The 25,886-nt window shown below is 40.4% G+C and carries 19 protein-coding genes and 1 other annotated feature; of the genes, 13 read left to right on the forward strand and 6 right to left on the reverse strand.

The features are described from left to right. The first annotated feature begins 20 nt into the window (after positions 1 to 20). The 5 genes from B5D29_RS07100 to B5D29_RS07120 all read left to right on the forward strand — a co-directional run bounded on the left by B5D29_RS07100 (position 21) and on the right by B5D29_RS07120 (position 7,167). Entirely contained in the window at positions 21 to 1,427 is a 1,407-nt protein-coding gene (locus B5D29_RS07100; RefSeq protein ID WP_078768885.1) for an amidophosphoribosyltransferase, read from the forward strand. Between the two features lie 118 nt (positions 1,428 to 1,545). Continuing rightward, positions 1,546 to 2,493 carry a glycosyltransferase family 2 protein gene (locus tag B5D29_RS07105; RefSeq protein ID WP_242941761.1) on the forward strand — a complete coding sequence of 316 codons (948 nt, stop codon included), beginning with the start codon at positions 1,546 to 1,548 and terminating at the stop codon, positions 2,491 to 2,493. After that, positions 2,486 to 4,027: a DUF6056 family protein gene (locus tag B5D29_RS07110; protein WP_078768887.1), complete on the forward strand. Its 1,542-nt coding sequence runs from the start codon at positions 2,486 to 2,488 to the stop codon at positions 4,025 to 4,027. The genes B5D29_RS07105 and B5D29_RS07110 overlap by 8 nt, the downstream gene beginning before the upstream one ends. Before the next feature lie 179 nt (positions 4,028 to 4,206). After that, positions 4,207 to 4,815 carry a DUF1643 domain-containing protein gene (locus tag B5D29_RS07115; RefSeq protein ID WP_078768888.1) on the forward strand — a complete coding sequence of 203 codons (609 nt, stop codon included), beginning with the start codon at positions 4,207 to 4,209 and terminating at the stop codon, positions 4,813 to 4,815. A 60-nt stretch (positions 4,816 to 4,875) separates the two neighbouring features. Continuing rightward, the gene (locus B5D29_RS07120) at positions 4,876 to 7,167 is read left to right on the forward strand and encodes a TIM-barrel domain-containing protein (protein WP_078768889.1); all 2,292 of its coding nucleotides are present in this window, start codon (positions 4,876 to 4,878) and stop codon (positions 7,165 to 7,167) included. 48 nt (positions 7,168 to 7,215) lie between these two features. Here B5D29_RS07120 and B5D29_RS07125 read toward each other — a convergent pair whose 3' ends face one another. The 4 genes from B5D29_RS07125 to B5D29_RS07140 all read right to left on the reverse strand — a co-directional run bounded on the left by B5D29_RS07125 (position 7,216) and on the right by B5D29_RS07140 (position 9,693). Then, on the reverse strand, positions 7,216 to 8,343 hold the full coding sequence (locus tag B5D29_RS07125) for an alpha/beta hydrolase (RefSeq protein ID WP_078768890.1): 1,128 nt from the start codon (positions 8,341 to 8,343) through the stop codon (positions 7,216 to 7,218). 62 nt (positions 8,344 to 8,405) lie between these two features. Next, positions 8,406 to 9,080, reverse strand: coding sequence for a DNA alkylation repair protein (locus tag B5D29_RS07130; RefSeq protein ID WP_078768891.1), 675 nt, complete (start codon positions 9,078 to 9,080; stop codon positions 8,406 to 8,408). Between the two features lie 60 nt (positions 9,081 to 9,140). Beyond that, positions 9,141 to 9,428 (reverse strand): hypothetical protein, encoded by a 288-nt coding sequence (locus B5D29_RS07135; protein ID WP_078768892.1) that lies wholly within the window; start codon positions 9,426 to 9,428, stop codon positions 9,141 to 9,143. A gap of 22 nt (positions 9,429 to 9,450) precedes the next feature. Beyond that, positions 9,451 to 9,693 (reverse strand): IreB family regulatory phosphoprotein, encoded by a 243-nt coding sequence (locus tag B5D29_RS07140; RefSeq protein WP_078768893.1) that lies wholly within the window; start codon positions 9,691 to 9,693, stop codon positions 9,451 to 9,453. 178 nt (positions 9,694 to 9,871) lie between these two features. Beyond that, positions 9,872 to 10,078: a binding site (T-box leader), on the forward strand. 37 nt (positions 10,079 to 10,115) lie between these two features. Between B5D29_RS07140 and B5D29_RS07145 the strand changes: the two genes are divergently transcribed. Together B5D29_RS07145 and pheT are read left to right on the forward strand one after the other, a co-directional pair. Next, positions 10,116 to 11,168: a phenylalanine--tRNA ligase subunit alpha gene (locus B5D29_RS07145; RefSeq protein WP_078768894.1), complete on the forward strand. Its 1,053-nt coding sequence runs from the start codon at positions 10,116 to 10,118 to the stop codon at positions 11,166 to 11,168. Positions 11,169 to 11,185: 17 nt separating this feature from the next. After that, on the forward strand, positions 11,186 to 13,552 hold the full coding sequence (gene pheT, locus B5D29_RS07150; protein WP_078768895.1) for a phenylalanine--tRNA ligase subunit beta: 2,367 nt from the start codon (positions 11,186 to 11,188) through the stop codon (positions 13,550 to 13,552). A 383-nt stretch (positions 13,553 to 13,935) separates the two neighbouring features. Here pheT and B5D29_RS07155 read toward each other — a convergent pair whose 3' ends face one another. Continuing rightward, complete coding sequence (locus tag B5D29_RS07155; RefSeq protein ID WP_078768896.1) at positions 13,936 to 14,244, reverse strand: hypothetical protein; 309 nt, start codon at positions 14,242 to 14,244, stop codon at positions 13,936 to 13,938. A gap of 56 nt (positions 14,245 to 14,300) precedes the next feature. Further along, a complete protein-coding gene (locus B5D29_RS07160; protein ID WP_078768897.1) occupies positions 14,301 to 15,629 on the reverse strand; it encodes a PepSY1/2 domain-containing protein in 1,329 nt (442 codons plus the stop codon). Positions 15,630 to 15,760: 131 nt separating this feature from the next. On the opposite strand from B5D29_RS07160, the gene proB reads away from it, so the two are divergent. From proB to B5D29_RS07190, 6 genes are all read left to right on the forward strand, one after another. Continuing rightward, positions 15,761 to 16,531 (forward strand): glutamate 5-kinase, encoded by a 771-nt coding sequence (proB, locus tag B5D29_RS07165; protein ID WP_078768898.1) that lies wholly within the window; start codon positions 15,761 to 15,763, stop codon positions 16,529 to 16,531. 33 nt (positions 16,532 to 16,564) lie between these two features. Next, positions 16,565 to 17,806 carry a glutamate-5-semialdehyde dehydrogenase gene (locus B5D29_RS07170; RefSeq protein WP_078768899.1) on the forward strand — a complete coding sequence of 414 codons (1,242 nt, stop codon included), beginning with the start codon at positions 16,565 to 16,567 and terminating at the stop codon, positions 17,804 to 17,806. Then, entirely contained in the window at positions 17,806 to 19,077 is a 1,272-nt protein-coding gene (locus tag B5D29_RS07175; RefSeq protein ID WP_078768900.1) for a DUF5050 domain-containing protein, read from the forward strand. The genes B5D29_RS07170 and B5D29_RS07175 overlap by 1 nt, the downstream gene beginning before the upstream one ends. A gap of 18 nt (positions 19,078 to 19,095) precedes the next feature. Next, the gene (locus B5D29_RS07180; protein ID WP_078768901.1) at positions 19,096 to 20,520 is read left to right on the forward strand and encodes a lipopolysaccharide biosynthesis protein; all 1,425 of its coding nucleotides are present in this window, start codon (positions 19,096 to 19,098) and stop codon (positions 20,518 to 20,520) included. A gap of 162 nt (positions 20,521 to 20,682) precedes the next feature. Then, the gene (locus B5D29_RS07185; protein ID WP_078768902.1) at positions 20,683 to 23,292 is read left to right on the forward strand and encodes a glycogen/starch/alpha-glucan phosphorylase; all 2,610 of its coding nucleotides are present in this window, start codon (positions 20,683 to 20,685) and stop codon (positions 23,290 to 23,292) included. 353 nt (positions 23,293 to 23,645) lie between these two features. Further along, positions 23,646 to 25,520 (forward strand): glycoside hydrolase family 13 protein, encoded by a 1,875-nt coding sequence (locus tag B5D29_RS07190; protein ID WP_078768903.1) that lies wholly within the window; start codon positions 23,646 to 23,648, stop codon positions 25,518 to 25,520. Positions 25,521 to 25,886: the final 366 nt, after the last annotated feature.

The following is a 25,886-nucleotide window of genomic DNA, read 5'->3' on the forward strand; positions in this document are numbered from 1 at the left end:
CAACTCTGTAAGGTAAAACTATGGGTGGATTTTTCGGTGCAGTTTCAAAAGACGATTGCGTGTTTGACCTCTTTTTCGGCGTAGACTATCATTCTCACCTCGGCACTCGCCGTGCGGGTATGGCTGTTTATGACAGAGAAACAGGCTTTGACAAGGCAATTCATAATATTGAAAATGCTCCTTTCAGAACGAAGTTTACAAAAGAATCAAATTCTATGCACGGTCAGATGGGTATCGGCTGTATCAGTGATTTTGAGGCACAACCTATTCTCGTGCGTTCACATCACGGCACATTTGCGGTTGCTACCGTGGGTAAGATTAATAATATAGACAAACTTGTTGATGACATTATCAAAAACAACACTCACTTTTTTGAAATGCACAACGGCGAAATTAACCAAACCGAATTGGTTGCTGCTTTGATTAACCAAAAAGAGAACTTCATTGACGGCATCAGATATGCACAGGAATCCGTTGAAGGCTCAATTTCTATCCTTGCACTTACACCAAAGGGAATTTATGCCGCAAGAGATATGCTCGGCAGAACTCCTATTTCAATCGGTGAAAAAGAGGATGGTTATTGTGCTTCTTTCGAGAGCTTTGCTTATCTCAATTTGGGATATAAGAACTATAAGGAACTCGGTCCGGGTGAAGTTGTGTTTATAGATGAAAACGGTGTCAAAACTCTCATCCAACCCGGCAAAAAAATGCGTATATGCACATTCCTTTGGATTTATTACGGCTATCCTTCAGCTTGCTATGAGGGCATAAGCGTTGAAGAAATGCGTTATAAATGCGGTAAGGCACTTGCAAAAAGAGACAATGTTCATCCTGATGTTGTTGCGGGTGTTCCTGATAGCGGTATTGCTCATGCAATCGGATATTCAAACGAAACAGGCATTCCGTACTCTCGTCCGTTCATCAAATACACACCGACCTGGCCTCGTTCGTTTATGCCACCAAACCAAACAAAGCGTAATCTCATCGCAAAGATGAAACTCATTCCGATTCCTGATTTGATTAAGGATAAGAGCTTGCTTCTTATTGACGACTCCATTGTTCGTGGCACACAGCTCCGTGAAACAACCGAGTACCTCTTTGAATCGGGCGCAAAGGAAGTACACATCAGACCTGCGTGTCCTCCTCTTTTCTATGGATGCAAGTATCTCAACTTCTCTCGTTCAACTTCCGATATGGACCTTATCACAAGGCGTGTTATCACCGAACTTGAGGGCAGAGAGCCTGATGATGAACTTATCAAGGAATATGTTGACCCTGACAGCGAAAAGTATCAAAATATGATTGATGTGATTTGCAAACAACTTCACTTTACATCACTTCGTTATCATCGACTTGATGATATGATTTCTGCTGTCGGAATTGACAAAGACAAACTCTGCACTTATTGTTGGGACGGTCAGGAATAAATTTAATTTAATAGACCATAATATTGATGGGCTGTAAGTTTATTGAACCTTACAGCCCTTTTGTGTTGACATTTTTTAGTAAGACAAATATAATTAATAATTATAAGGTGGTGTTATTTTGTTATCTTTGGTTGTTCCTTGTTTCAACGAGGAAGATAATGTGGAAAAGTTTTATTCTCAAACTGTTATGGCTTTTGAGAATAATATTGATGAATATGAGTTTGTTTTTGTTGATGACGGAAGTTCGGATAAAACACTTGAACGATTGCATAGCCTTTTTGATAAGGATGGGCAAAGGGTTCAGGTTTTGTCGTTCAGCCGAAATTTTGGCAAAGAGGCTGCCATTTATGCCGGATTGAAAAATGCAAGAGGCGATTTTGCGTGCATAATTGATGCTGATTTGCAACAAAGACCCGAAGTTGTCGTTGAGATGATGAATGTCATCAAAGAGGATAATACTGTTGATTGCGTCACAGCTTATCAGGCGGAGCGTAAGGAAAACAAACTGATGTCGGCTTTCAAATCATCTTTTTATAAAATGATAAATCGTATGTCCGAGGTGGATTTTGTAAACGGTGCATCGGATTTTAGATTGATGAACAGAAAAATGATTGATGCCGTTATCAGTATGGGTGAATACCACCGTTTTTCCAAGGGAATATTTGGTTTTGTCGGTTTCAATACAAAGTTTATTCCATATAAAGTGCAGGAAAGGGAAAACGGCACTTCAAAATGGAACTTCTTTAAACTTTTAAAATATGCTGTTGAGGGTATAATTTCGTTCTCGTCATTTCCGCTTAAATTGTCGGCATATGTCGGCTTTTTCTCGGCTTTTGTGTCGGTGATTTATCTTGTTTTGGTAATCATCAAGCGACTTGCTTACGGAGTTGATGTTCCGGGCTATGCGTCTATTGTTGTGCTTGTTTTGTTCCTTGGCGGTTTGCAACTTATGAGCCTTGGAATTTTGGGCGAGTATATGTCGAAGGTTTATGACCAAGTGAAAAATCGACCGATTTATATTTTGAAAGAGCATTTAAAGGACGAGGAGAATGTTCAAGATGATTAAAAGTAAAAAACGACTTGTCGGGTTTTATGCCTTGTTTTTCGTCTTGTTTGCATTGGTGATGTATTTTTCTCCGCATACGGTAGATGATGCTTATTATGATTATTTGAATATCACTAATTTGCACAAGATGATCCATTTTTCGGCAGGCTACGGCAACGGCAGAGTTCTTGGTAATTTGCTTGCAGTTGTTTTGTGCAAATCGCAACTGTTTTCTGCAATTTTTAGAAGTGCGTCTGTGTGCGCTATGGTATATTTTCTTGTCAGGTTGGTTGATGACAAAAAGGGGCACACCGAATTGTTGACTGCGTCTGCAACGGTTCTGACAGTCGGAGTTGACGGATTGTTTTTCGGCGAGGTTTATTCTTGGATTAGCGGATTTTCAAATTATATTCCGCCGATTGTTTTAACTCTCATTTGCCTTTGTTTGATTAAGGAAAGAAGCAATAAAAATTCTGCTTTGCCTGTTAGGATTTTGACTGTTGTTGAGATTTTGGCTTTTGGCAGTTCGGCTCAACTTTTCACGGAGAGCAGTACGCTCAATGCAGTTCTTTTGTCGGTCATTGTTTTGGCTTATTGCATTTTTAAGAAAAAAGATAAACTTTTGTATGCGCTTACATATCTTTGCGCTTCGGGAATCGGAACTCTTGTTATGCTTTATGCACGAAAGTTTGTTCACGACAAAGACGGAATATACGAAACCGTGAATTATAGCTCAAAGATAGATTCGTTGAGCACAATGCTTTTGAACATTAGGGATATATACAGCAAGTTTGTTTGCTGGCTTCCAAAATATTATTTGCTTTATATCGCACTTTCGGCAGTGCTTTTGGTGCTGATTTATAACGGCAACAATGTTTTGTCAAAGGGCACAAGGGCATTTGTCACAGCTTCACTTTGTGCATATCCTGCGTATTCCGTTTTGGCAAGCGTTATGCACAACGGCGACTTTGCAAACAGCAAAATGAAGTATTTGTATATGATGTTCACAACCTTGCTTTTCGGTTTGTACATTGTTGCTTTGTTCGTTTGCGGTTCGTTGCTCAACAAAAAGAAACGATTGGCTTTTGATTTTCTTGTTGCTTTCGCTTTGTTCACATCGGCATATTTCGCAGTGCTCAACCCTGTAAATCCAAGATGTATTTTCTATTCTTATATAGTGTTTGTGGTTGCATTCTGCTTGGTGCTTGATGAGGCGTTGAGTTGCGTTAAGATAAACAAAAAGATTGTTTTCAAAGCGTTGAACGCAGTTGTTGTCGGAATATTTGCATTTTTGATTCTGCTTTATGCCAACATAACCGTGATGAACAATCAGGTGAATGAATATATTGATTATCAAATCGAGCAAGGCAAAAAATCTGTTTATATCTGTGTTTTGACAAATACGGATTATTTCCATCACAGCTATGCTGTTGACCGCCTTGGTTATGATCATTATCGAAAAGTTCCAAAAGATGTTGAATTTGTGATAATTGCTCAAAATTCTTGGCTTAATTATTATTACAAAGACGGAGCGTATAAAACTACAAATGAATGATTAAAGACTGTAAGGTTAGCACTTATCCTTGCAGTCTTTTTTGTGTTTGAAAGTAAAAATCACAATATTTTTACAATTTATTAATTTTGGTGCGTTGACATTGGCTTTTATACAATAGTATAATAATATAATAAGTAAAAATACAGCGCTATGCTGTTTACCTGAAAAGAGTGAGAAAAATGCATATTCCAACCGACGATTCTCATTTTATTGAGATAAAGACCTTTGATGAAGATTACAAGGAGTCGCTGACAGCAGACGGCTTTGATTCTAAAAAGTGGATATATGTTCCCGGTGAGTATCGTGATTATCGTTATTTGCTTGGAACAAGAGGCGAAAATCCGGTTATATGTATCGGCATAAATCCGTCAACTGCTGAGCCTGAAAACCTTGACAACACCCTAAAATCTGTTGAGCGTTTGGCATATTTCAACGGTTATGACAGTTTTGTTATGTTCAATGTTTACGCTCAAAGGGCAACAAGACCAAAGGATATGGATGCCGAGGTTAACACTTTTTTACATAACGAAAATATGAAAGCGTTTGAATATGTGCTTTCTCATTCAAAAAATGCAACTGTTTGGGCTGCTTGGGGAAGCATAGTAAATGAACGAGGCTATCTCAAATCTTGCGTCAGGGAAATGATTGAAATCGGCGAAAAATATAATGCAAAATGGGTGCACGCCGGCAAACTTCTCAAGAACGGGCATCCGCATCATCCTCTTTATCTTTGCAAAACAACAGAGTTTGAGGATTATGATATAAAGACCTATGTTGACAGCCTTTAACTGTTGACCGAAAACAAGATAATCAAAACACGAATACTTATTTACAACGGAGTAGATTTTATGAAATTTAATCATAATTTTGATTTGGTGGAATACACAAATAATTACAGATTGTATGCTTGCGATGATGTAAATGCAAGACTTGACTTTGTTGAAGAAAATATTGTCAGGGTTGCAATTTACCGTCACGGTGAGGATATTTTGCCTACTTTTTGCATAAATCCGTATGGTCAACCAAATTCTCCTGCACGAAACAGACTTGATACAGAGGGGTTCCATTTTGACACACCGGAGGTGGAGGAAACTGTTAACGGTGAAAAAATCACATTGGGTTCAGGTATAGAAATTGATGTTGATTTCCACAATTTTCTCCTTTCGTTCATTGATGACGGCGAGGTGCTTTTTGAGGATAGACGCCCTCTTTCGTATAATCTTGAAAACGAATTTGGCAGAGGATACTATCATTATATTTCAAGAGAAGAGGACGAAAAAATATTTGGACTTGGCGATAAAAGCGGATTTATGGACAAATCGGGCAGAAGTTTCAGGATTGAAGCCACCGACGCAATGGGATACGATGCCGAAGCTTCCGACCCTTTGTACAAACATATTCCGTTTTATATTTGCGAAAACAGCGTTGGCGATTACGGCGTGTTTTACGACACAAGTGCCGCCTGCTATATGGATTTTGGCGTTGAAATCAATAATTATTATCAGCCGTATAAGTTCTTTAAAACAGAGGATAACTGCATAGTTTATTATGTTATTTTCGGCTCAAAACTTGAGATTTTGCGTTCGTTTGCAAGATTGTGCGGGAAACAGGCATTCCCACCAAAATGGAGCTTCGATTTTTGCGCATCTGCAACAGAATATGCTTATGCCGAAAATACTGACGAAAAAATGCAAGGCTTTGTAGACAGCCTGAAAAAATATGACCTTTCGTGTTCAGGCTTGTATTCGTCAATCGGGGACAAGGGTTGCGTGTTTAATTGGAATACCGAAAAATTTCCCGATCCTGCAAAGTTTGTTAACAGCCTTGAGGAAAAAGATATTCATTTTATTCCAAACATCAAGCCTGCGTTTCTTCTTACTCATCCTATGTATGATTCAATTGCAGACAGAGGGCTTTTTGTCAAAAATGATGACGGCACTCCGTTTGTGACCCAGCTTTGGGATGGACTTGGTTCGTATCTTGATTTTACAAATAAAGATGCCTATGATTTTTGGTGCACTCAAGTAACCGAAAAATTGCTTGATAACGGCATTGTTGCCACTTGGAATGACAATAACGAATTTGATATTAAGGACTCCGGAGCCACCGTCAATGGATTTGGTTTCGGCAAAATCAAGGCAAGAGATGTCAGACCGGCTTTGACTTATCTTATGGTCAAGGCTTCTTATGAAGCACAGAAGAAAAAACACCCCGAACTTCGTCCGTTTCTTTCTACTCGAAGCGGAAATATTGCTGTCAGACGAATGGCTCAAACTTGGTCGGGCGATAATATGACCTCGTTCCATGATTTGTATTATTGCCACTATATCGGGCTTACTCTTTCGATGTCGGGTATGTTCTTCTTTGGCCACGATTTGGGCGGATTTGTCGGCGATATGCCGTCAAAGGAACTGTTCCTTCGTTGGCTTCAGCACGGACTTTTTGAACCGAGATTTACCGTTCGTTGCCACGATACTGACGTTATGGATGCTGTTATGCCGTGGAAATATGAGGATGTTGTTGGCTCGGTGAGGGATATTTTTGCACAGCGCAAGCAACTTGTTCCGTATCTTTACAGCTCGGCATATAACAGCGTGTCTTATGATGAACCTATGAACGCACCGCTGTTTCTTTATTATGACGACGAGGATATAGAAGAGGATTGCGAATCGTTCTTGGTCGGCAGAGATGTGCTTGCAACCTGCGTTCTTGATGAGGGAATAGAAAATATTTCCGCTTATCTTCCGGAGGGCGATGATTGGTATCTTGGAAGCAAACTCTACAAGGGCGGTCAAAATGTCAGCCTCCACATTCCGCCAACCTCAAAAATGCCTTATTTTGTTCGTAGCGGTTGCGTGTTCCCAACCGATGAGGGCAAGTACGGATTTGAAAACGAACAAAAACTTGTGTTTACCGTTTATCCGCAGGAAACAGGCTTTTTCCAAAGTTCATTCTTTGATGATGACGGCAAGAGTTTTGAATACAAAAAGAACGATTGCACCCGACTGATTTTCTCGGTGGTTTGCGAAAAAGATAAGGTGTCTGTTTTCTACAAAAATATCGGCAAGGTTCGCCTCGCCCCCAACATCAAACTGGTTGACGGCGACGACCGCAAACTCATAATCGAATCAAGAGATTAAAAAACAAGACTGCTTAACAAATTAAGTTAAACAGTCTTATTTTTTGCGTTATTTTAACAGTGATTTTTGGTAATAATCGAGGGCGTTGTCGATTGCCTTTTGACCGTATTCGTCAAACGGGTCGAGCACGCTGAAAACATGTGGCAATTTTTTGCCGTCTCTTAAATCGGTGAAATCCTCAATTTCGCACTCGTAGCCTTTTTCAACAAAATAATTATATGCGTTCACTGTTTGGTCGTGTGCAAGAGTGTCGCCCGAACTTGTGATGAAATATGTTGGTGGCATATCATTTGCAAGTTCCATAATTTCGTTTAAATCCATATAATTGTAGGTGCTCTTTGTTTTGTAATCCTTGCCCCACATCTTTTTTGTGTAAATGCTGAACCATCCGCCTGATTTTGCATATGTAACAGGTGAGGTGAGCAACAAGCATTTGATGTTGAGCTTTGTGTCAACCGTGCCGAAAATCTCTCTTGCGTCAGGGTTGTTGTTGAGGATTGTGCTGTATAATGCGAGTTGTCCGCCTGCGCTGTCGCCCGTGAGCATAACAGTTTTTTTGTTGGCAGGATAGTCTTTCATATTAGCTCTGATGAACGCAAGCGCCTCTGTGCAGTCCTTGATTTGCTCGTTTACCGTAACATCAGGCACAAGACGGTAGCTTATGCTGAACACACAATAGCCTTTTTTTGCAAGTTCCATACAGTAGTATTCGTTGAGGTCCTTTGTGGCATACATCCAGCCTCCGCCGTGAATGTCAATGATAACAGGCAAGCCCTCTTTGGCAATTTTGCCCTCCGGATAAAATACATCAAATTTGTGGTATGGGTTGCCGTCATCAATGTATGGTATGTCTTTAACCTTAACAACATTTTCAGGTGGTGTTTGTGTTGCCATTCTTTTTTTGTCCGACTTGTCACAGAATTTCCACGAAACCTGCATAATCTTTACAATGAGGTCGTTTTCAAGTCCGTCTGCCGAAGCCTCTTTGTAGTCGATGTTTTGCGATGTCAGCATACCGCCGACATTAATTGCCTTGTCGCTTGTGTCGTCAACAGGCTTTGTAAGGTAATATATAACGCCAAAACCGATGCCGACTATCAATGCAATGATCAGTATAATAACACCCAAAACTTTCAACCCCTTATGCTTTTTCTTCTCTTTCACTTTTTCAGCCATTTTGCACAGCCTCCGTATAATTTATATTTTTATTTTATATTTTTAGCTTGTTGTTGTCAACATCACTTTTTCAGCGATTTCAAATACTCTTTTTGTTCGGCTGTTATGCGATAACTTTCCCGTGCTTTTTGAATTGCTTTGTTATGCACCCATTTGTCAAGCACGCCGTTTTCAATATACACTATTGTGCTGTCCCATTGCTTTGCAAGAGCTGTTGCATAGAACCATGCAATCATCATATTTATATAGTATTCGTCACTTTTTATTTTCGCAGGGATTTTGAGATATTCATTTTTGAAATCGTTGTCCAAAAAATGAGCCATTAGGATTTTTAGTCCAAAACGGATGGTGTAGGTTTGGTCGCTGTCCACCCACCGCAAAATATCGTTCATCAATCTTTCGTGCTTGTTTTTAAAAGCCTTTGGCGACATTGTGTCGCAAACCGCCCAGTTGTCAACATACGGCAAAAACTCGTCAACATATTTTATGCACTCGTTATAGTCTTTTATTTCGCTGATTAAAATCGAGTGCAGAATGTTCTCATCATAGTATTTGTGTGGCAGGCTGTTCAAAAAATCTTTGTGTTCGTTTTCTTTTATGATTTCTTTTGCAAGTTTTCTTGAAGCGGGGATTCGCACACCTAAAAATTTTTCTCTGTCGATACCGGGTGTCAGTTTCGCTGAAAAATCGGCATTCTTTTCGTCACTTAGTTCAAACAATCTTTTTTGAATGTTCATAGCATTAGTCCCTTTTTAAAGTAAAAAAGAACCGAAGTTATTATCGGTTCTTTGTGCGCATTAAGCATCTTTTTTGAGTTGACGCTCAAGCCAAGTAGCTCCGAGGTCAAGGGCTGTGAAAAGGCCCTTCTTTTCGCTCTTTTTAACGATTCTTTCCTTTGGTGACAATGACTCATCTGTGGCAAGCAACTGAATTGTGATGTCACCTGCAAGAGTAATGTCCTTGTATTCTTCGGCATTTTTAATTGTAAGACATACAACATATGCATCGTTCATATCTCCGTAGTAAATTGTATTGCCGCTTCTAACCAAAGGTCTTCCTTTGTATTCAAAAAACTTTTCTGCCAAAGGTAACCCTCCTTATATTGTATTAGCTGAGGTAATACTTTACCATTTCTGCCAAAAGCTCATCTCTGTCTATCTTACGGATCAAGCTCCTTGCGTTGTTATGAGTGGTGATGTATGTCGGATCTTCGGATAAAATATAACCGACTATTTGGTTAATCGGGTTGTAGCCCTTTTCCTTTAATGCGTCATAAACAGCAGTAAGGGTGTCTTTCATAACATCCTCGTTGTCATTTGCAATTCTAAAGGTCATAGTCTTATCTTTCACTTTTGATCCACCTCCGCTTAAAGTATTATATACCGCAGTTTTAGTATATGTTAATTTAAATTATATTATATACTTTATTAAATAAGATTTCAACTCTTTTTTTAGTATTTTGAACAAAATCTTGAAATAACTTGACTTAATTGTCTTTAAGGTTTATAATTTATGCAACAATTGAAGAATTAATGCGATGAACAGGTGTAAGTAGAGTGTCCGTTTGATGAAAGAGAGTGCACGGTCGGTGTGAGTGCATATCGGCGGGGATTTGAATTTCAGCCTGCGAGCACCCTGCGAGCAATTAAGTAGGGCGTACACCTGCGATAAAGGTAAGAGTGGCATATTTTATGTATGCAATTTGAGTGGTACCACGGAAATTTTCGTCTCATATTTATGAGGCGCTTTTATTTTTTTATGGAGGAAAATCAATGGAACAAAAGATTAAAGACTTAAGATCCAAGTTTGAAAAAGAACTTGAAAATATTAAGGATTTGTCTGAACTTGAGGATGTTCGTGTTGCATATCTCGGCAAAAAGGGAAGTGTAACCGATTTGCTCAAGGCAATGAAGGAACTTTCAGTCGAAGACAAAAAGGCTTTCGGACAAAAAGTAAACGAACTTAAGGGCGTTGTTGCTCAAAGAATTGCCGAAAAAACAGCAGAAATGAAAGAAAAGGAAGTTCAAAAGGAAATCGAGCTTATGCCTGAATTTGACCTTTCTCTTCCTGCAAATTTGGCAAGAGGTTCATATCACCCTGTAACAATCGTTCAGCGTCAGTGTGAGCAGATATTCAAGTCGATGGGCTTTACAGTTGAGGATTATCCCGAGGTTGTAACCGACTATGAATGCTTTGAATCTGTTAATGTGCCAAAGGATCACCCGGCTCGTGATATGCAGGACACCTATTATCTCACAAACGGTCAACTTTTGAAGTCGCAGACTTCAGCTGCACAAAATGCTATTTTGAAAAAATATAAGGATGACCTTATCAATAACGGCACACCTATCAAGGCTATTTTCCCGGGCAGATGCTTCCGTAACGAAGCAACAGACGCTTGCCACGAAAACACTTTCTTCCAAATGGAAGGTATGATGGTCGGCAAAGATATTTCTATTTCAAACCTTATCTACTTTATGAAAACTATGCTTTCGGAAGTGTTCCAAAAGGACATTAAGGTTAGACTTCGTCCGGGCTTCTTCCCATTCGTTGAACCCGGCTTTGAACTTGACATCAGCTGTCTTATCTGTGGCGGTGAGGGTTGCCCAAGCTGTAAGCACAGCGGTTGGCTCGAACTTTGCCCTTGCGGAATGATTCATCCGGAGGTTCTCCGTATGGGTGGCATTGACCCTGATGAATACACAGGCTTTGCGTTTGGCTTGGGTCTTACAAGACTTGTTATGATGAAATACGGCATTAAAGATATTCGTGATTTGAACGGCGGCAGCCTCAAGGCTATGAGCCAGTTCACCGATGATGAATAAGAAAGGGGAGTGACATTATGTTTTTATCTATGAATTGGATTTCGGACTTTGTTGATTTGTCCGGACTTGATAAGATTAAACTTATCAATCAGTTTTCACTCTCTACCGCAGAAGTAGAAAACGATATTTTCTTCAAAGGCTCTGATTTGTCAGGAGTTGTTGTTGCAGAGATTAAGTCTGTAGAAAATCACCCTGATTCAAAAAAACTTCATTTGCTCAAGGTTGACGCAGGCGAGGCAGAACTTACCGATGTTGTTTGCGGTGCACCTAATGTCAGAGTTGGCATGAAAACCGCATTTGCAAAGGTTGGCGCAAAAATTGGTGAGATTGAGATTGCTCCTCGTCCTCTTGCCGGCTATATGTCATACGGTATGTGCTGTTCAGAAAAGGAAATCGGCATTTCTGATGATAACAGCGGTATTATGGAAATCACAGATGATATTCCAAACGGCACAGACTTAAAAGAAGTTTATGCTATTGATGATATTATCTTTGAAGTAGACAATAAGTCGCTTACAAACCGTCCTGACCTTTGGGGACACTACGGTATCGCAAGAGAATTTGCCGCACTTTCAGGCAGAGAACTCAAACCGCTTGAAACAGTTGACCTTTCAAAGTACGACAATCTTTCAAAGGTTGATATGAAGATTGAAGACCCGCTTTGCCAAAGATATTCTTGCTTGCAGGTTGAAAACATCAAGCGTTCGGTTTCTCCTGTTGATATGCGTATCCGTCTTTATTATTGCGGAATGAGAGCCATCAACTTCCTTGCAGACCTTACAAATTATCTTATGCTTGAAATGGGTCAGCCTATGCACGCATTCGATAGCCGTAAGGTTGAAAAAATCAGAATTAAGCGTTTTGATAAGCCGTTTACTTTCCAAACTCTTGACGGAGTGGAAAGAAATATTGACGAAAATACACTTATGATTTGCAACGATAACACTCCTGTTGCAATTGCAGGTATTATGGGCGGTCTTGACAGCGAAATTGTTGACGACACAACAACACTCACTCTTGAATCCGCAACATTTGACGCTGCTTCAATCCGTAAGTCAACTGTTCGTCTTTCACACAGAACAGACGCTTCTATGAGATATGAGAAGTGTCTCGACCCTGAAATGACAGTAACAGCTATCGCAAGATTTGTAAATCTTCTTCAAAAGTATGATGCAGATTCAACAGTTGTTTCTGCTCTTACCGATGATTACGCTTATCATTACGAAAAGGTGGAACTCAACTTTAACAAGTCTTTTGTTGACAAATATACCGGTATTGAAATTTCAAACGATACTATCATCAAAACTTTGACTTCTCTCGGCTTCACAGCAAGCGTTGACAATGACGAATTCACTGTTGATGTTCCGTCTTGGAGAGCAACAAAGGATGTCACAATGAAGGCTGATATTATCGAGGAAATTACCCGTATTTACGGCTATGATAACTTTGATGTTCACACCTGCCTTGCTCCGCTTTATCCTGTTCGCCCTGATGTTGAAAAAACCGTTGAGGATAAAATCAAGGATTTGCTTGTAAAGAGATTTTCTCTCCATGAGCTTCACTCATATGTATGGGCTTATTATGACGAACTCAAGTCTCTCGGCATTGATGTAGAGGGTGAAATCAAACTTGAGGGTGCATCAAACCCTAATATCGAAACTATTCGTAAATCAATTATTCCGACTCAACTTTGTCAGGTTAAGCAAAACACTTCATTTGCACTTCGCTTTGGTATTTTTGAAATCGGCAGAGTTGTTACAGGCCTTGACGAAAACAATCTTTGTGTAGAAAAGAAGAAGCTTGCTATTACACTTTTCAGCAAAGTTTCTCCTGTGTCTGTGCTTTTCTATAAACTCCGTGATATTTTGGAAGTTATGTCCGATGATATTAAGCACAAGTCGCTTTCATTTGAACCGATTGAAGCAACTTCAAATTATCAACATCCAAGAAATCTTAACAGAATTATCTGTGACGGCGTTGAAATCGGTCAAATCGGTATTGTTCACCCAACTGTTCAAAAGAAAATTGACAAGAAGGCTGCTATCGTGTTTGCCGAGGTTGATGTTGAGGCATTTGCAAATATTGAAAACGCTTCAATCCAATATGTTGAACCGTCAAAGTTCCCTGAAATTGAAGTTGACCTTTCATTTGTTTCACAAAAATTTGCACCTATCGCAAAGGCTATTGCAGAAACAAGAAGTCCACTCATCAAAAATGTTTATGTAACAGATATTTATGAGGACGAAAATGACGGCACAAAGTCAATCACAACTCGTATTGTATTTTCTCACTCTGACAAAACTCTTACAAGAGAGGAAGTTCAAGAGGTAACAGACAGCATTATCGAGTCACTCAAGAATGACGGAATCGAGCTTAAAGGCTAAGACAGCTGTAGGCTGTTGAGAAAGGTTCTGAATTTCGTTTTCTTGCGAACTTTGCTGTACCTCGTCAAAACATATTCCGTATAGAACAAAACAGAGTTTTGTAAGTATACTACATATGTTTTTCCTCTTTCCAAAAAATCTACTGATTTTTTGGAAGCCTTATATTTGCTTGTTCGCAAAAAACGAAAAACGCCAAAAGTGCCGCAAACTCGATGCTTGCGGCACTTTTCTTAAATAGTAATATTAAATTAATAGTATTCCGGGATAGGCAAGCCTATCCCCTACTTAATGTGTGTTAATATAATTTTGGCGTGGTTCAGGGGCTTTATCGACAGTCTGAAAGGTGTTCATTTTGAAGAATGAGCACCTTTTTTGTATAGACTTTAATCTAATGCGTCTTTTACCGCATCGCCGGCTTTGTCAACGCTTCCGCCAACACCGTTTGCGATTTTGTCAGCGCCCTCACCGATGTCATCGCTCACCTTGTCGGCACGGCGAGAAACATCGTTTCCGGCTTTGGATAAATCTTCCTCAACCTTGGTTGTGGTGGTTTCTATTTTTGTTGTGGTTTCCTTGGTGGTTGCGATTGTTGGCTTTTGTGTGGTTGGAGTGTTGTCTTTTTTGCTTGAACATCCAACAAAAATTATAGCCGACATAATAACTGCAAGTGCAATAATGATTATTTTTTTCATAGTTTGTATCATCCTTTCAGTGGTAGTATTTGCATATCATTTTGTGTTATTCAAATTTATTTTACCAAAGTGCCGTTTGCGGATTTCAGAAGAATCATAATGTCCTCCTCGTCACCTGTGTCGCAGTTGATATAAACAAGAGTGTCCTCGCCTGTGTCGTTGCTTTTGCAGGTGAACTCGTAGCACTGAACTTCTTTTCCGCTCTCCTTTGGAATAACGCACATTTTTGAACTTTTCACTTCAAGGTATCGAGAAAGTTTTTTCTTCGCTTGATTTGTTGATAACTTTGCGATTTTCGGTTCTCTTTTGATGTGATTTGTCAAATATGTTTTTGCATCAATGCCAATCAAATTGCCGTCATTCATAGAAATTGCAACTTTGATTAAATCCGAATAGTAGCAGGTGTTGTCTTTTTGGTATGCACAGTTGACCGTGCAAATGTTGTTTTCAACATTGTAGTAGCAAACCGTCATATTGTCGTAGCCTAATTTTTCAAGAGCTTTGATAGCAAGATTGCACGCATTTTCTGCCGTGATGTTTGAACTTTGAATTCTGCCGGAATATAAAATTTCTTTTATATATCCGCCTTGCTTGGTGACAAGTCCTGTGTATCGTCCGCATTTGAAGGTGTAGCACGGAATTCTTGATTTGTCGTCTGTTTCGTATGATACATTCTTGATGTCGATGCCGAGAGCGTCTGCAAAGATTTGTCTGCATTCTTCTTGTGTTTTCACTTCTCCCGATTTCACAAGCCTTGACGCTTTTCTCAACACTTGGTCAGAAAAAGGTCCGTCATACAGCAGGGTGGGGAAATCTTCAAATATTTCTGCCCCTGTGCTGAAGCCGTTTGCAAGCGGAGTGACATTGATTTTGCTTGTGCTTTTCACCTCGTTGTCGGTGATCATTGCGCCCGAATTGACTGTTGCAACCATATTTTTGGTCTGCTCGTTGAATTTTTCGGCATAGCGTAGCAGTGCTTTCAAGTTGTCGTGTTCTTCATGCGTGATTTGCTCGCCGTTGTCGATTTTTGTGCCGATATATTGTGCGTAGTCACTGCATTGGCTCAAAAATTTGTATGCGTTGGTCAGCTCCATTTGGTTTATCGGCAGTCGGCTCATTGCGTTTTTTGCAGTTGAACACTGTGCATATAAATCTCTGCTTAAATCATAGATTTCACCGTTTGAATTTGACATCAAACTTTTGGTAATATCCGTGTTCACTTTGTCAAGACATTCGCTCAATTCCGCAAGACTTTGTTGGTACGAAACTTCAAGCTCTGTTTTGTATGCTTTCATATTTGATGCACTCAAAACACTTGATGCAACGATGATTATCAGCATAAATCCGATGTAGGAAACAATCCTGATGTAGCTTCTTTTTGTCATATATATACTCCTTTATCATTTTTCACCTCTATTGTTTACACAATTTAGCCAAAAATACATCTTTTTAATTGCAACGCTAATATTACTGTGCTATAATATTAAACTGAATTATAATATTGGAGCAAAAATTTATGCAAAAGAAGAGAATTGTAGTAAAGGTCGGCACTTCCACCCTTACTCATAAGACAGGAAAAACAAATATCCAAAAAATCGGGGAGCTTGTATCCGTGCTTGCAGACTTGCATAATATGGGACACGAGGTTATTCTTGTGTCATCGGGTGCTATCGGAATCGGCACGGCTCGTCTTGGTTTGCATAAAAAGCCCCAGAGCATAAAGGGCAGACAGGCGGCAGCTGCTGTCGGTCAGGGTGAACTTATGTTCCTTTATGACAAGTTTTTCGGCGAATATGATGTTATTGTTTCACAGCTTCTTTTCACATATGATGCACTTGAAAACAAGGAAAACAAGATGCACCTCACAAACACATTTAATCAGCTTATCGAATACGGCGTTATTCCGGTTGTAAACGAAAACGACTCCGTGTCAATCGAGGAACTTTTGAACGGCGACAACGATTGTCTTTCTGCAACGGTGGCAGAACTTATTGATGCGGATTTGCTTGTTATGCTCACCGATACAGACGGCTTGTACGACAGTAATCCGTCAGAAAATCCCGATGCAAAACTCATCCCTGTTGTAAAAGAAATCACTCCGGAGATTGAAGCGGTTGCAGGCGGAGCAGGCGAAAAGGGAACAGGCGGTTTTGCAACAAAGGTTAAGGCTGCAAAGATTGCCAACGGCGCAGGTATCCCGGTTGTTGTTATGAACGGTATCACACCAAAGAAAATTTACAATGTGCTTGACGGAGAAAGTGTCGGCACAAGATTTTTACCTAATTGATTTATTTTTCCGAATGAACGGAGGAGTTTTGATATGACAGTTTTTGAACAGGGCAAAAATGCAAAGCAAACGCTTACCTTTATGTCGCAGGTCACAACCGAGCAAAAAAACAACGCTCTCGGTATTATTGCCGATATGCTTGAGGAAAATATAGAAAAGATTGTTTCTGCCAATGCAGTTGATATTGAAAACGGCAGAAAAAACGGACTTGGTGACGGACTTATTGACCGCCTTATGCTCAATGCCGACAGAATTAAGGCTATGGCAGACGGCGCCCGTCAGGTGGCTTCTTTGCCCGACCCATGTGGCAGATTGCTTTCCGAATACAAGAAGGATAACGGACTTGATATTAAAAAAATTACCGTGCCGTTGGGTGTTATCGGAATAATCTTTGAAGCTCGTCCGAATGTCACAGTTGATGCGGCGGCTCTGTGTCTTAAAAGCGGAAATGCCGTAATTCTTCGAGGTGGCAAGGAGGCGATTAATTCAAACACAGCTCTTGCCGATATTATGCGAGAGGCACTTGCAAAGGCAGGCTTTCCGCAGGATGTTATTCAGCTTGTCGGCGACACTTCAAGGCAGTCGGCAACTGATATGATGAATATGAACGAATACCTTGATTGCCTTATTCCGAGAGGCGGTAAAGGTCTTATCAAGGCTGTTGTTGAAAACTCAACAGTGCCTGTAATCGAAACCGGTTCGGGCAATTGCCATATTTATGTTGACGAAAGTGCAGATATTAATATGGCTGCAAATATTATATTTAATGCAAAAACACAGAGAATATCTGTGTGCAATGCTTGCGAAAGTCTTGTTATCAACAGCAAGATTATTAACAAGGCTTTGCCTATTATTGCAAAAAAGCTCAAGGAAAAGGATGTTGAAATCCGTGGTGACGAGCGTGCTCAAAAGGCTTGCGAACTTGTTGCACCTGCAACCGATGAGGATTTTGCAACCGAATACCTTGATTATATAATCAGCGTAAAAACTGTTGATACTATTGATGAGGCAATTGCTCACATCAATGCAAATTCAACGGGTCACAGCGAAGCTATTATTACCGAAAACAAGGAAAATGCCGAAAAGTTTTTGAAGTGCATTGATTCTTCTTCCGTTTATGTAAATGCTTCAACAAGATTTACTGACGGCGGAGAATTTGGCCTTGGTGCGGAAATCGGCATTTCAACTCAAAAGCTTCATGCAAGAGGTCCTATGGGACTTGAACAACTTACATCAACAAAATATTTGATTTACGGAGACGGACAAGTCAGATAATGAAAAGAAAAGATAACGAATATTCATACATTCAACCACAGGTTGATAACAAAAGAAAAAAGAAAAAGAGGAAAAAGAAAAAAGGCGGTTTCGGCAAGGTATTGCTTGTGATTATTGCTTTGCTTGTGATTTTGATTGCAGGCGGACTTGTTTCCGTTAAGTATATTTTCACCGATTTTTATTTCAGTGAGGTTTTGCCAAACAAGGAAGTTGCGGATTTTGTTGATGAAAACATCATCGGAAGAACAACTACAACCATAACCCAACCTCGTGAAACAACCACCGAGCCGACCACTTTGTCGCAGGTGTCCTATCTTGACCACTCTGATTTTGAATTTGAGGCAAGCAAAAAGGGCGGAATGATCGGCAATCTTTTGAACGGTGGCAAGGTCGAAAAAGACAACGGAATTGTCTATCACATTGTTGACGGCAGAGGTATTTACAAGTTCTTGCCCGATAGTGAAAGTTACGCCTGTGTTTATAAATCAAGTGACACACTTTCATCGTTTAACATCAGAGGCGACTACTTCTATTTTGTTAATGAAAGCGATAATTCGCTTTACAAAATAACTATGACCGGCAAAAATCTTGCCAAGGTTGCCGAAAATGTAAAACTTGCGTATATCTACGACACAACAGCTTACTGCCTTTCGACAAACAACGAGGTTGTGGCTGTCAACACACAGGATTTCACATACAAAGTGCTTTATTCAGGCTATGGCGATAAGGTTAATTTGATTGGCATTTCGCTTGACAGAGTGTTCTTTACAAGCGAGGATATGTCGGGAAATGTGGCTTATTTCTGCGTGCTTTCAACAGGCGGGGAAGAAGAACGCTTCAGACCTGACAGCAAAAACGGCGAGATTGCTTCTATGATTATGGAAAGCGGTTTTATGTATTATTATGAAAAACAGCCGGACGGCAAGTACAACATCATTCGTCAAAAGTACGGCTCACAAAAAAAGGTCACTTTGGTTGAGGGCGTCAGCCTTTGTAAGCCTGTTGTTGTTGACCAAAACAGAATGTTTTATGCCGACCTTGACGGCGACAAGTTCAAGATGTTTGAGCTTAATATGAACAGCGAAGCAACAAAAATGATGCTTTATTCAGGCAATGTCACAGCAGGTGATGATGTGTTTATTCAGCACGGCGGTGAATATGATTTTATTATAGGTGAGCGTTCAAACGGCGACAAGATTTATCGTGCGTCATCGAATCTCACGGGTTCGTCAAATGTTATGACCTTTGGCAACGGCAAATGGAGTTACTAATTTAAGAGGTAAAGATTTTTGGATAAATATAAAAAATTAGCCACAAATACAATAATATTTGCAATCGGTACATTTTCTTCAAAGATTTTGTCCTTTTTGCTTATGCCTTATGTCACAGGCAAACTTATGCCGGAGGATTATTCGACTGCCGATTTGATTCAGCAAACCGCAAATGTCCTCATTCCGATAGTGTTTTTGCAAATAAACAGTGCGGCACTTCGCTTTGCTCTTGACAAGAACGAAAACAAAAGCGATGTTTTCACCATCGGTGTGCGAACAACGCTTAAAGGCTTTTTGGCATTTTTGATTTTTTACTATCCTGTGACCTTGATAAAAATCAACGATATGGCACTCGGCGATTATGCTCCCTTACTGTATCTTTTCGTGTTGGTTTCGGGTATGCGCCAGCTTTGCCAGCAGTTTGTACGAGGCTGCGGACAGGTTAGGATTTTTGCAATTGACGGTATTATTGCAACCGCAACAACCCTGCTCTTTAATCTTTTGTTCCTCGGTCCGCTTAATATGGGTGTTACCGGCTATGTACTTGCTATCATTGCATCCGATTTTATGTCGGTTGTGTTCCTCTTTGTTGCAACAAAATTGTGGAACGACCTTCATTTCCATAAGGTGAATAAGAAAACAAAGATTGATATGCTCAAGTATTCTGTTCCGCTTATGCCAACAATTATTTTGTGGTGGATAATCAATGTGTCGGACAGATATATGGTAACAGGCTTTATCGGTTCTGCCGAAAACGGACTTTATACAGCTGCTTCAAAGATTCCGAACTTTGTTGTTATGTTCTCGTCAATTTTCATTGATGCGTGGCAGTTGTCTGCTGTTGATGAATACGACAGTGAGGATAAGGCAGACTTCTTCACAAAGGTGTTTCGTGTTTATTCTGGCGGTATCTTTGCCGTTTCGTCAGCACTCATCTTGGGATGTCAGCTTATAACAAAAATTTTGGTTAAACCTAATTATTATGATTCTTGGCAGTTTGTTCCTATTCTGATTATTGCAACAACACTTTCGTGCCTTGTAAACTTCCTTGCATCCGTTTATATGGCAGAGAAAAAGTCGGTTATGGCTATGGTTACCGCTATGTCGGGAGCATTGACAAATATTGTGCTCAATTTGATTTTGATTCCGAATGTTGGTGCAATCGGTGCTGCAATAGCAACTGTTGTTGCATTTGCCGTTGTGTTCATTTTCAGAGGGGCAAATACAAAAAAATATATCGCAATCAATTTCAACACACCGCTTCTTATTGCCGAGGTTGCAATCCTTGCAGTTCAGTGCATTGTTATGATAAAGCTAAAGTCGGGGGCAATGATGTACGGCATCGAATCGGCTCTTGTTTTGGCTATGCTTTTGGTAAATATCAAGCCTATAAAAGAACTTGCAAACAAGATTTTTGGCAGATTTTTAAAGAAAAGTAAGTGATTTTTGCAAAAAGACTTCTTATTTATACAAGAGGTCTTTTGTGTTTTTGTGTAAAATGTATATATTTGGCTGTGACTATTGAAAAACTTGCATTTTTAGTGTACAATATACAAAAAATAAGAAATAACATATCATTTTTAAATAAATTTTTGGAGGAATTGTATGAAAACGACTATTTCTACAACACAAGCAAAGAAGCTTATAACCGATAAGCTTTCTCATTTCTTCGGTGTAGCACCTGATGTTGCTACTGACGAGCAGTTTTATAAGGCTGTTGCTATGATAGTCCGTGATGAACTTTCAAAGAAAAACAGTGATTTCAGACATACAGCAAAAGGACAGGACTCAAAAGAAATCTATTATCTTTGTATGGAATTCTTGATGGGTCGTTCACTCAAGAACAATCTTTATAATCTCGGACTTACCGAAACATTTGACAAGGCCCTTTCATCAATGGGCGTAAAGCTCGATAATCTCTATGAACAAGAGCCTGATGCAGGACTTGGCAACGGCGGTTTGGGTCGTCTTGCTGCCTGCTATCTTGACGGGCTTGCAACAACAGGCTTTCAGTCAATGGGTTATTCACTCCGCTATGAAGCAGGTATTTTCAAGCAGAAGTTGATTGACGGCTGGCAGACAGAACTCCCTGATTTCTGGCTTCCGGGCGGTGAAGTTTGGCTTGTTCCTCGTGAGGAGCGTTCATGCAAAGTTGCATTTGAGGGCTATATCGAGGATAGCTGGGACGGTGATTTCCACCATGTAAATCATAAAGACGCCAATGTTGTTGAGGCTATTCCGTACGATATGTATGTTTCGGGCAAAGGCGAGGGTGTTTCTCGACTTCGTTTGTGGGCAGCCAAGAAGCCTGAACTTGATATGACTCTTTTCAACGAGGGTTCATATATGAAGGCTATGGAGCAATCTGCTATGGCAGAGGCTATCACAAAGGTTCTTTATCCTGCCGATAATTCACCTGAAGGCAAGTCACTCCGTCTTCGTCAGCAGTACTTCCTTGTTTCTGCTTCGATTCAGGATATTATTCAGCGTCACCTCACAAAGTACGGCACTCTTGATAATCTTCCTGACAAGGTTGCAATTCATATTAATGATACTCACCCGACAATGGCTATTCCTGAACTTATGAGAATTATGCTTGACGAATGCGGATATAGCTGGGATGATGCGTGGTCAATCGTAACTCGCACAGTTGCATACACAAACCACACTGTTATGAAAGAAGCACTTGAATGTTGGAGCGAAGAACTCTATTCTCGTCTTCTTCCTCGTATTTATCAAATTACCAAGGAAATTGACAACCGCTTCCGTGCATATGTTTGGTCGGCAACCTATGATGCAGACAGAGTTGAGCGTATGGCAGTTGTTTCAAACGGCGTTGTTCGTATGGCTAACCTTTGCGTTATCGGTTCACATAGCGTAAACGGTGTTTCCGCACTTCATTCGGAAATTCTTAAGGAAACCGTATTCAACGATTTTTATAATCTTACTCCGGCAAAATTCTGTAATGTAACAAACGGTATTGCATTCCGCCGTTGGATTTGCCAGGCAAACCCTGCTTTGACCGATTATATCACTTCTCTTATCGGTGACGGATTTATCACAAAGAGTGATGAACTCGAAAAGCTCCGTCAGTTCAAGGACGACAAAAAAGTTCTTGCAAAACTTGATGAAATCAAGCACGAAAACAAGGTTCGCTTTGCAAAGATTATCAAAAAGCGTAACGGTGTTGATATTAACCCTGATTCCATTTTTGATGTTCAGGTTAAGCGACTTCACGAATATAAAAGACAGCAACTCAATATTCTCAACATTATTTCTGAATATCAGATGCTCAAGGAAAATCCAAATGCGGATTATTATCCAAAGACATATATCTTTGCTTCAAAGGCCGCTCCGGGCTACTTTATGGCAAAGAAACTTATTCAGCTTATTGACGCACTTTCAAATGTTATCAACAATGACCCTGATGTAAACGACAAACTCAAGGTTGTGTTCCTTGAAGATTACAATGTTTCTCTTGCAGAGGTGCTTATGCCGGCTGCCGACATCAGTGAGCAGATTTCTCTTGCAGGCACAGAGGCATCGGGCACAGGTAATATGAAACTTATGCTCAACGGTGCTATAACTCTCGGCACTCTTGACGGCGCAAATGTAGAAATTCACGATGCTGTCGGTGAGGATAATATTTACATCTTCGGTATGAAAACTCCGGAGGTTGAACAGCTCAAAAAGGCTGGATACTTCCCACAGAGCTATATTCAAAACAACGAAGCACTTGCAAAGGCTATGGCATTTTTGCAAAACGGTGTAAACGGCAAGAAGTTTGATGAGGTTTACTATTCACTTGTAAATACCGACCCATATATGGCACTTGCAGATTTCACCGATTATCAGCGTGCTCAAAGAGAAATTTCAAAGGCTTATGCCGACAGAGAAAAGTTTGTCAAAATGTCTTTGATGAACATTTCGGGTGCAGGCATATTCTCTGCCGACCGTTCCATTATGGATTATGCAAACAACATTTGGCACACAAAGCCTGTTCAGTTTGCAAAGGAAACTCCAAAGGCAGCCAAAAAGTCAAAGCCTATGGCTCCAAAGAGCGAAATCAAGGCAGAGCCTGAAAAGGAAGAAAAAAAAGAAGCAAAGGTAGAACCGAAAAAGGTGGAAAAGAAAGCAGAGAAAAAGGTTGCTCCAAAGAAAGAAGCACCAAAAGCCCCTGCAAAGAAGCCGGCTTCAAAATCAAAGAAAAAATAATTTTGAAAACTCCCCTTATACGTAGGCTGTTGAGAAAGTTTCTGAATTTCGTTTTCTTGCGAAGGAAGATGTACGATGGTACCTCGACTGAGCAAAAAATGAAAAACGCCAAAAGTGCCGCAAATTCGATGTTTGCGGTACTTTTACAATCCCTCCGTCAACACTTTGCGTTACCACCGTCTCACCTGCCGGTTCGGTCGGTGCTTCTGCATTAAAATGCAGAGGTCTCCACAGGAGACCCGCACCCTTTACACAAAGAAGGCGTTAGATGGTTAGATTATTGCTTTGGCGTGTTTCAGATACTTTATCGGCAGCCTAAAGGGGAGTTGTCGTGTGAATAGATAATATATAATATGGTATTTAATTCTCGCAGTAAAGAATATAAAGATAAAATCCGTGCCATCGCAACCGATGAGCCTGTAAAGCTTCGTATAATTGTGCCTCGCTCAATGAAATGCAGCGGGGCTACTCTTTGTGTTCACAAGGAAAACGAAAACAATGTCTACAACTCTATGTTCTGGGCAGGTATGTGCGGTGATGACAAGGAGTATTGGGAACTTCATTTTGTTGCCGACACCCCCGGTCTTTATTGGTATCATTTTGAACTTGACACCCCATGGGGCAAAAGTTTCGTGCGAAATGTCGGTCACGGTCACGGGGAGTTCTCGCCTGATGGGGCAGACTTTCAGCAGACGGTCTATGACAAGGATTTTGCCACTCCCGACTGGCTCAAGGGTGGCATAATTTATCAGATTTTTCCTGACCGTTTTTATAATTCCGGCAAGAAAAAAACAGGATACAGAAAAAGTCGTGTTCTTCGCAAATGGGGCGAAGAGCCTTTTTGGCGAGAAGAACAGATGAACGGCATTTGGAACAATGATTATTTCGGCGGTGACCTTTTGGGTGTTGAGGAAAAACTTCCTTACTTAAAGGATTTGGGCGTAACTTGTATTTATCTCAATCCGATTTTTGAGGCAAATTCCAACCATAGATACGACACAGCCGATTATGAAAAAATCGACCCGCTTTTGGGCACCGAAAAGGACTTGAAAAATCTCTGCAAGGTTGCAAAAAATGAGTACGGCATTTCGATTATTCTTGACGGTGTGTTCAGTCACACAGGTTGTGACAGCAAGTACTTTAATTTGTACAATAATTACAACAGCATCGGTGCGTACAACAGCCAAAACAGTCCGTATTATTCGTGGTATAAATTTATCAATTATCCCGATGAATACGATTCGTGGTGGGGCATTAAACTTCTGCCTGAAGTCAGAGAAGAGGACGAAAGCTATCGTGAATATATCTGTGGCAAAGACGGAATTTTGCGTAAATGGCTCAAATGCGGCATAGCCGGTTGGCGTCTTGATGTTGCGGATGAACTTCCAGATGTGTTCCTTGATGATTTGCGCAAGGCGGTCAAGGAGGAAAACAGCGACGCCGTTATTATCGGTGAGGTTTGGGAAGACGCAACCACAAAGTTTGCCTATGGTCAGCGTCGCCGTTATCTCCTCGGAGAACAGCTCGACAGCGTTATGAACTATCCGTTTGCAAATGCGGTTTTGGATTTTGTGAAATACCCAAATGCCCATGAATTTTTTGACCGTGTGATGACGGTTGTTGAAAACTATCCGCCGCAGGTTACAAATGTTTTGATGAATCATATCGGCACTCACGATACGGAGCGTGCAATCAGTCGACTTGCGGGTGACAGTTGTGAGGGCTATGGCAGACATTGGCAGTATGAACACAACAAACTTTCCGAATATGAATATTTGCGTGGACTTTCGCTGATGAAAATCGCATCGCTTATTCAGTATACATTGCCGGGTGTGCCGTCACTTTATTATGGTGATGAAATCGGTATGGAAGGTCGCAAAGACCCGTTCAACCGTGCTTGTATGAATTGGGAAGAACCGAACAACGAACTTCTCCGTTGGTATAAGCGACTCGGAGAAATCCGAATTGGTTGCAAGGTGCTTGCAAAAGGCGAGTTTGTGCCGTTATATAGCGAACACAAAACTATTGCATATCTCCGCACGGACGAAAACAGCGAACTTTTGGTGGCTGTCAATCTCGATGACACCGATGTTGATATTTTCGTCGGTGAGCAGTGGGATAATTCGTATTGCTTTTTTGACGAGTCGGCAACAGACGGATATATCCACCTCGAACCTATGCGATATACTTTGTTAACCAGAGTAATAGAATTTTCAGACTGTCGATAAAGTCTCTTAAACACGCCAAAATATAATCAACCGAATTATGCCTCCTTTTTTTTAAAAGGTGATTCCCCCGTTAATCGGGGGAAATGTCTGCAACGCAGACAAAAGGGGGCGTCTACGCAGTAAAGGTGGCAACACGAAGTGTTGACGGTGGGGTTTAAAAAATGCTGTAAGTATCGAACTTACAGCATTTTTGGCGTTTTTCGTTTTTTGCTCAGTCGAGGTATTTATATACATCTTCCTTCGCAAGAAAACGAAATTCAGAACCTTTCTCAACAGCCTACAGCGTGTTGAAAATAATTATTTAAATACACTCAAAGGGACTGATTTTAGTCCCTTTTTCTTTTTGCTATTTGCCAAATAATGTTT

The organism is Eubacterium coprostanoligenes (assembly GCF_900167205.1).
In the GTDB taxonomy this organism is placed as follows: Bacteria; Bacillota; Clostridia; order Oscillospirales; family Acutalibacteraceae; genus Eubacterium_R; species Eubacterium_R coprostanoligenes.

What these genes read in the sequence shown, in the direction of transcription:
- B5D29_RS07115 (WP_078768888.1), top strand. Translation starts at nt 4,207, where the DNA reads ATGCATATTCCAACCGACGATTCTCATTTTATTGAGATAAAGACCTTT.
- B5D29_RS07110 (WP_078768887.1), top strand. Translation starts at nt 2,486, where the DNA reads ATGATTAAAAGTAAAAAACGACTTGTCGGGTTTTATGCCTTGTTTTTC.
- B5D29_RS07125 (WP_078768890.1), bottom strand. Translation starts at nt 8,343, where the DNA reads ATGGCTGAAAAAGTGAAAGAGAAGAAAAAGCATAAGGGGTTGAAAGTT.
- B5D29_RS07175 (WP_078768900.1), top strand. Translation starts at nt 17,806, where the DNA reads ATGAAAAGAAAAGATAACGAATATTCATACATTCAACCACAGGTTGAT.
- B5D29_RS07170 (WP_078768899.1), top strand. Translation starts at nt 16,565, where the DNA reads ATGACAGTTTTTGAACAGGGCAAAAATGCAAAGCAAACGCTTACCTTT.
- pheT (WP_078768895.1), top strand. Translation starts at nt 11,186, where the DNA reads ATGTTTTTATCTATGAATTGGATTTCGGACTTTGTTGATTTGTCCGGA.
- B5D29_RS07185 (WP_078768902.1), top strand. Translation starts at nt 20,683, where the DNA reads ATGAAAACGACTATTTCTACAACACAAGCAAAGAAGCTTATAACCGAT.
- proB (WP_078768898.1), top strand. Translation starts at nt 15,761, where the DNA reads ATGCAAAAGAAGAGAATTGTAGTAAAGGTCGGCACTTCCACCCTTACT.
- B5D29_RS07145 (WP_078768894.1), top strand. Translation starts at nt 10,116, where the DNA reads ATGGAACAAAAGATTAAAGACTTAAGATCCAAGTTTGAAAAAGAACTT.
- B5D29_RS07160 (WP_078768897.1), bottom strand. Translation starts at nt 15,629, where the DNA reads ATGACAAAAAGAAGCTACATCAGGATTGTTTCCTACATCGGATTTATG.
- B5D29_RS07130 (WP_078768891.1), bottom strand. Translation starts at nt 9,080, where the DNA reads ATGAACATTCAAAAAAGATTGTTTGAACTAAGTGACGAAAAGAATGCC.
- B5D29_RS07100 (WP_078768885.1), top strand. Translation starts at nt 21, where the DNA reads ATGGGTGGATTTTTCGGTGCAGTTTCAAAAGACGATTGCGTGTTTGAC.
- B5D29_RS07190 (WP_078768903.1), top strand. Translation starts at nt 23,646, where the DNA reads ATGGTATTTAATTCTCGCAGTAAAGAATATAAAGATAAAATCCGTGCC.
- B5D29_RS07155 (WP_078768896.1), bottom strand. Translation starts at nt 14,244, where the DNA reads ATGAAAAAAATAATCATTATTGCACTTGCAGTTATTATGTCGGCTATA.
- B5D29_RS07120 (WP_078768889.1), top strand. Translation starts at nt 4,876, where the DNA reads ATGAAATTTAATCATAATTTTGATTTGGTGGAATACACAAATAATTAC.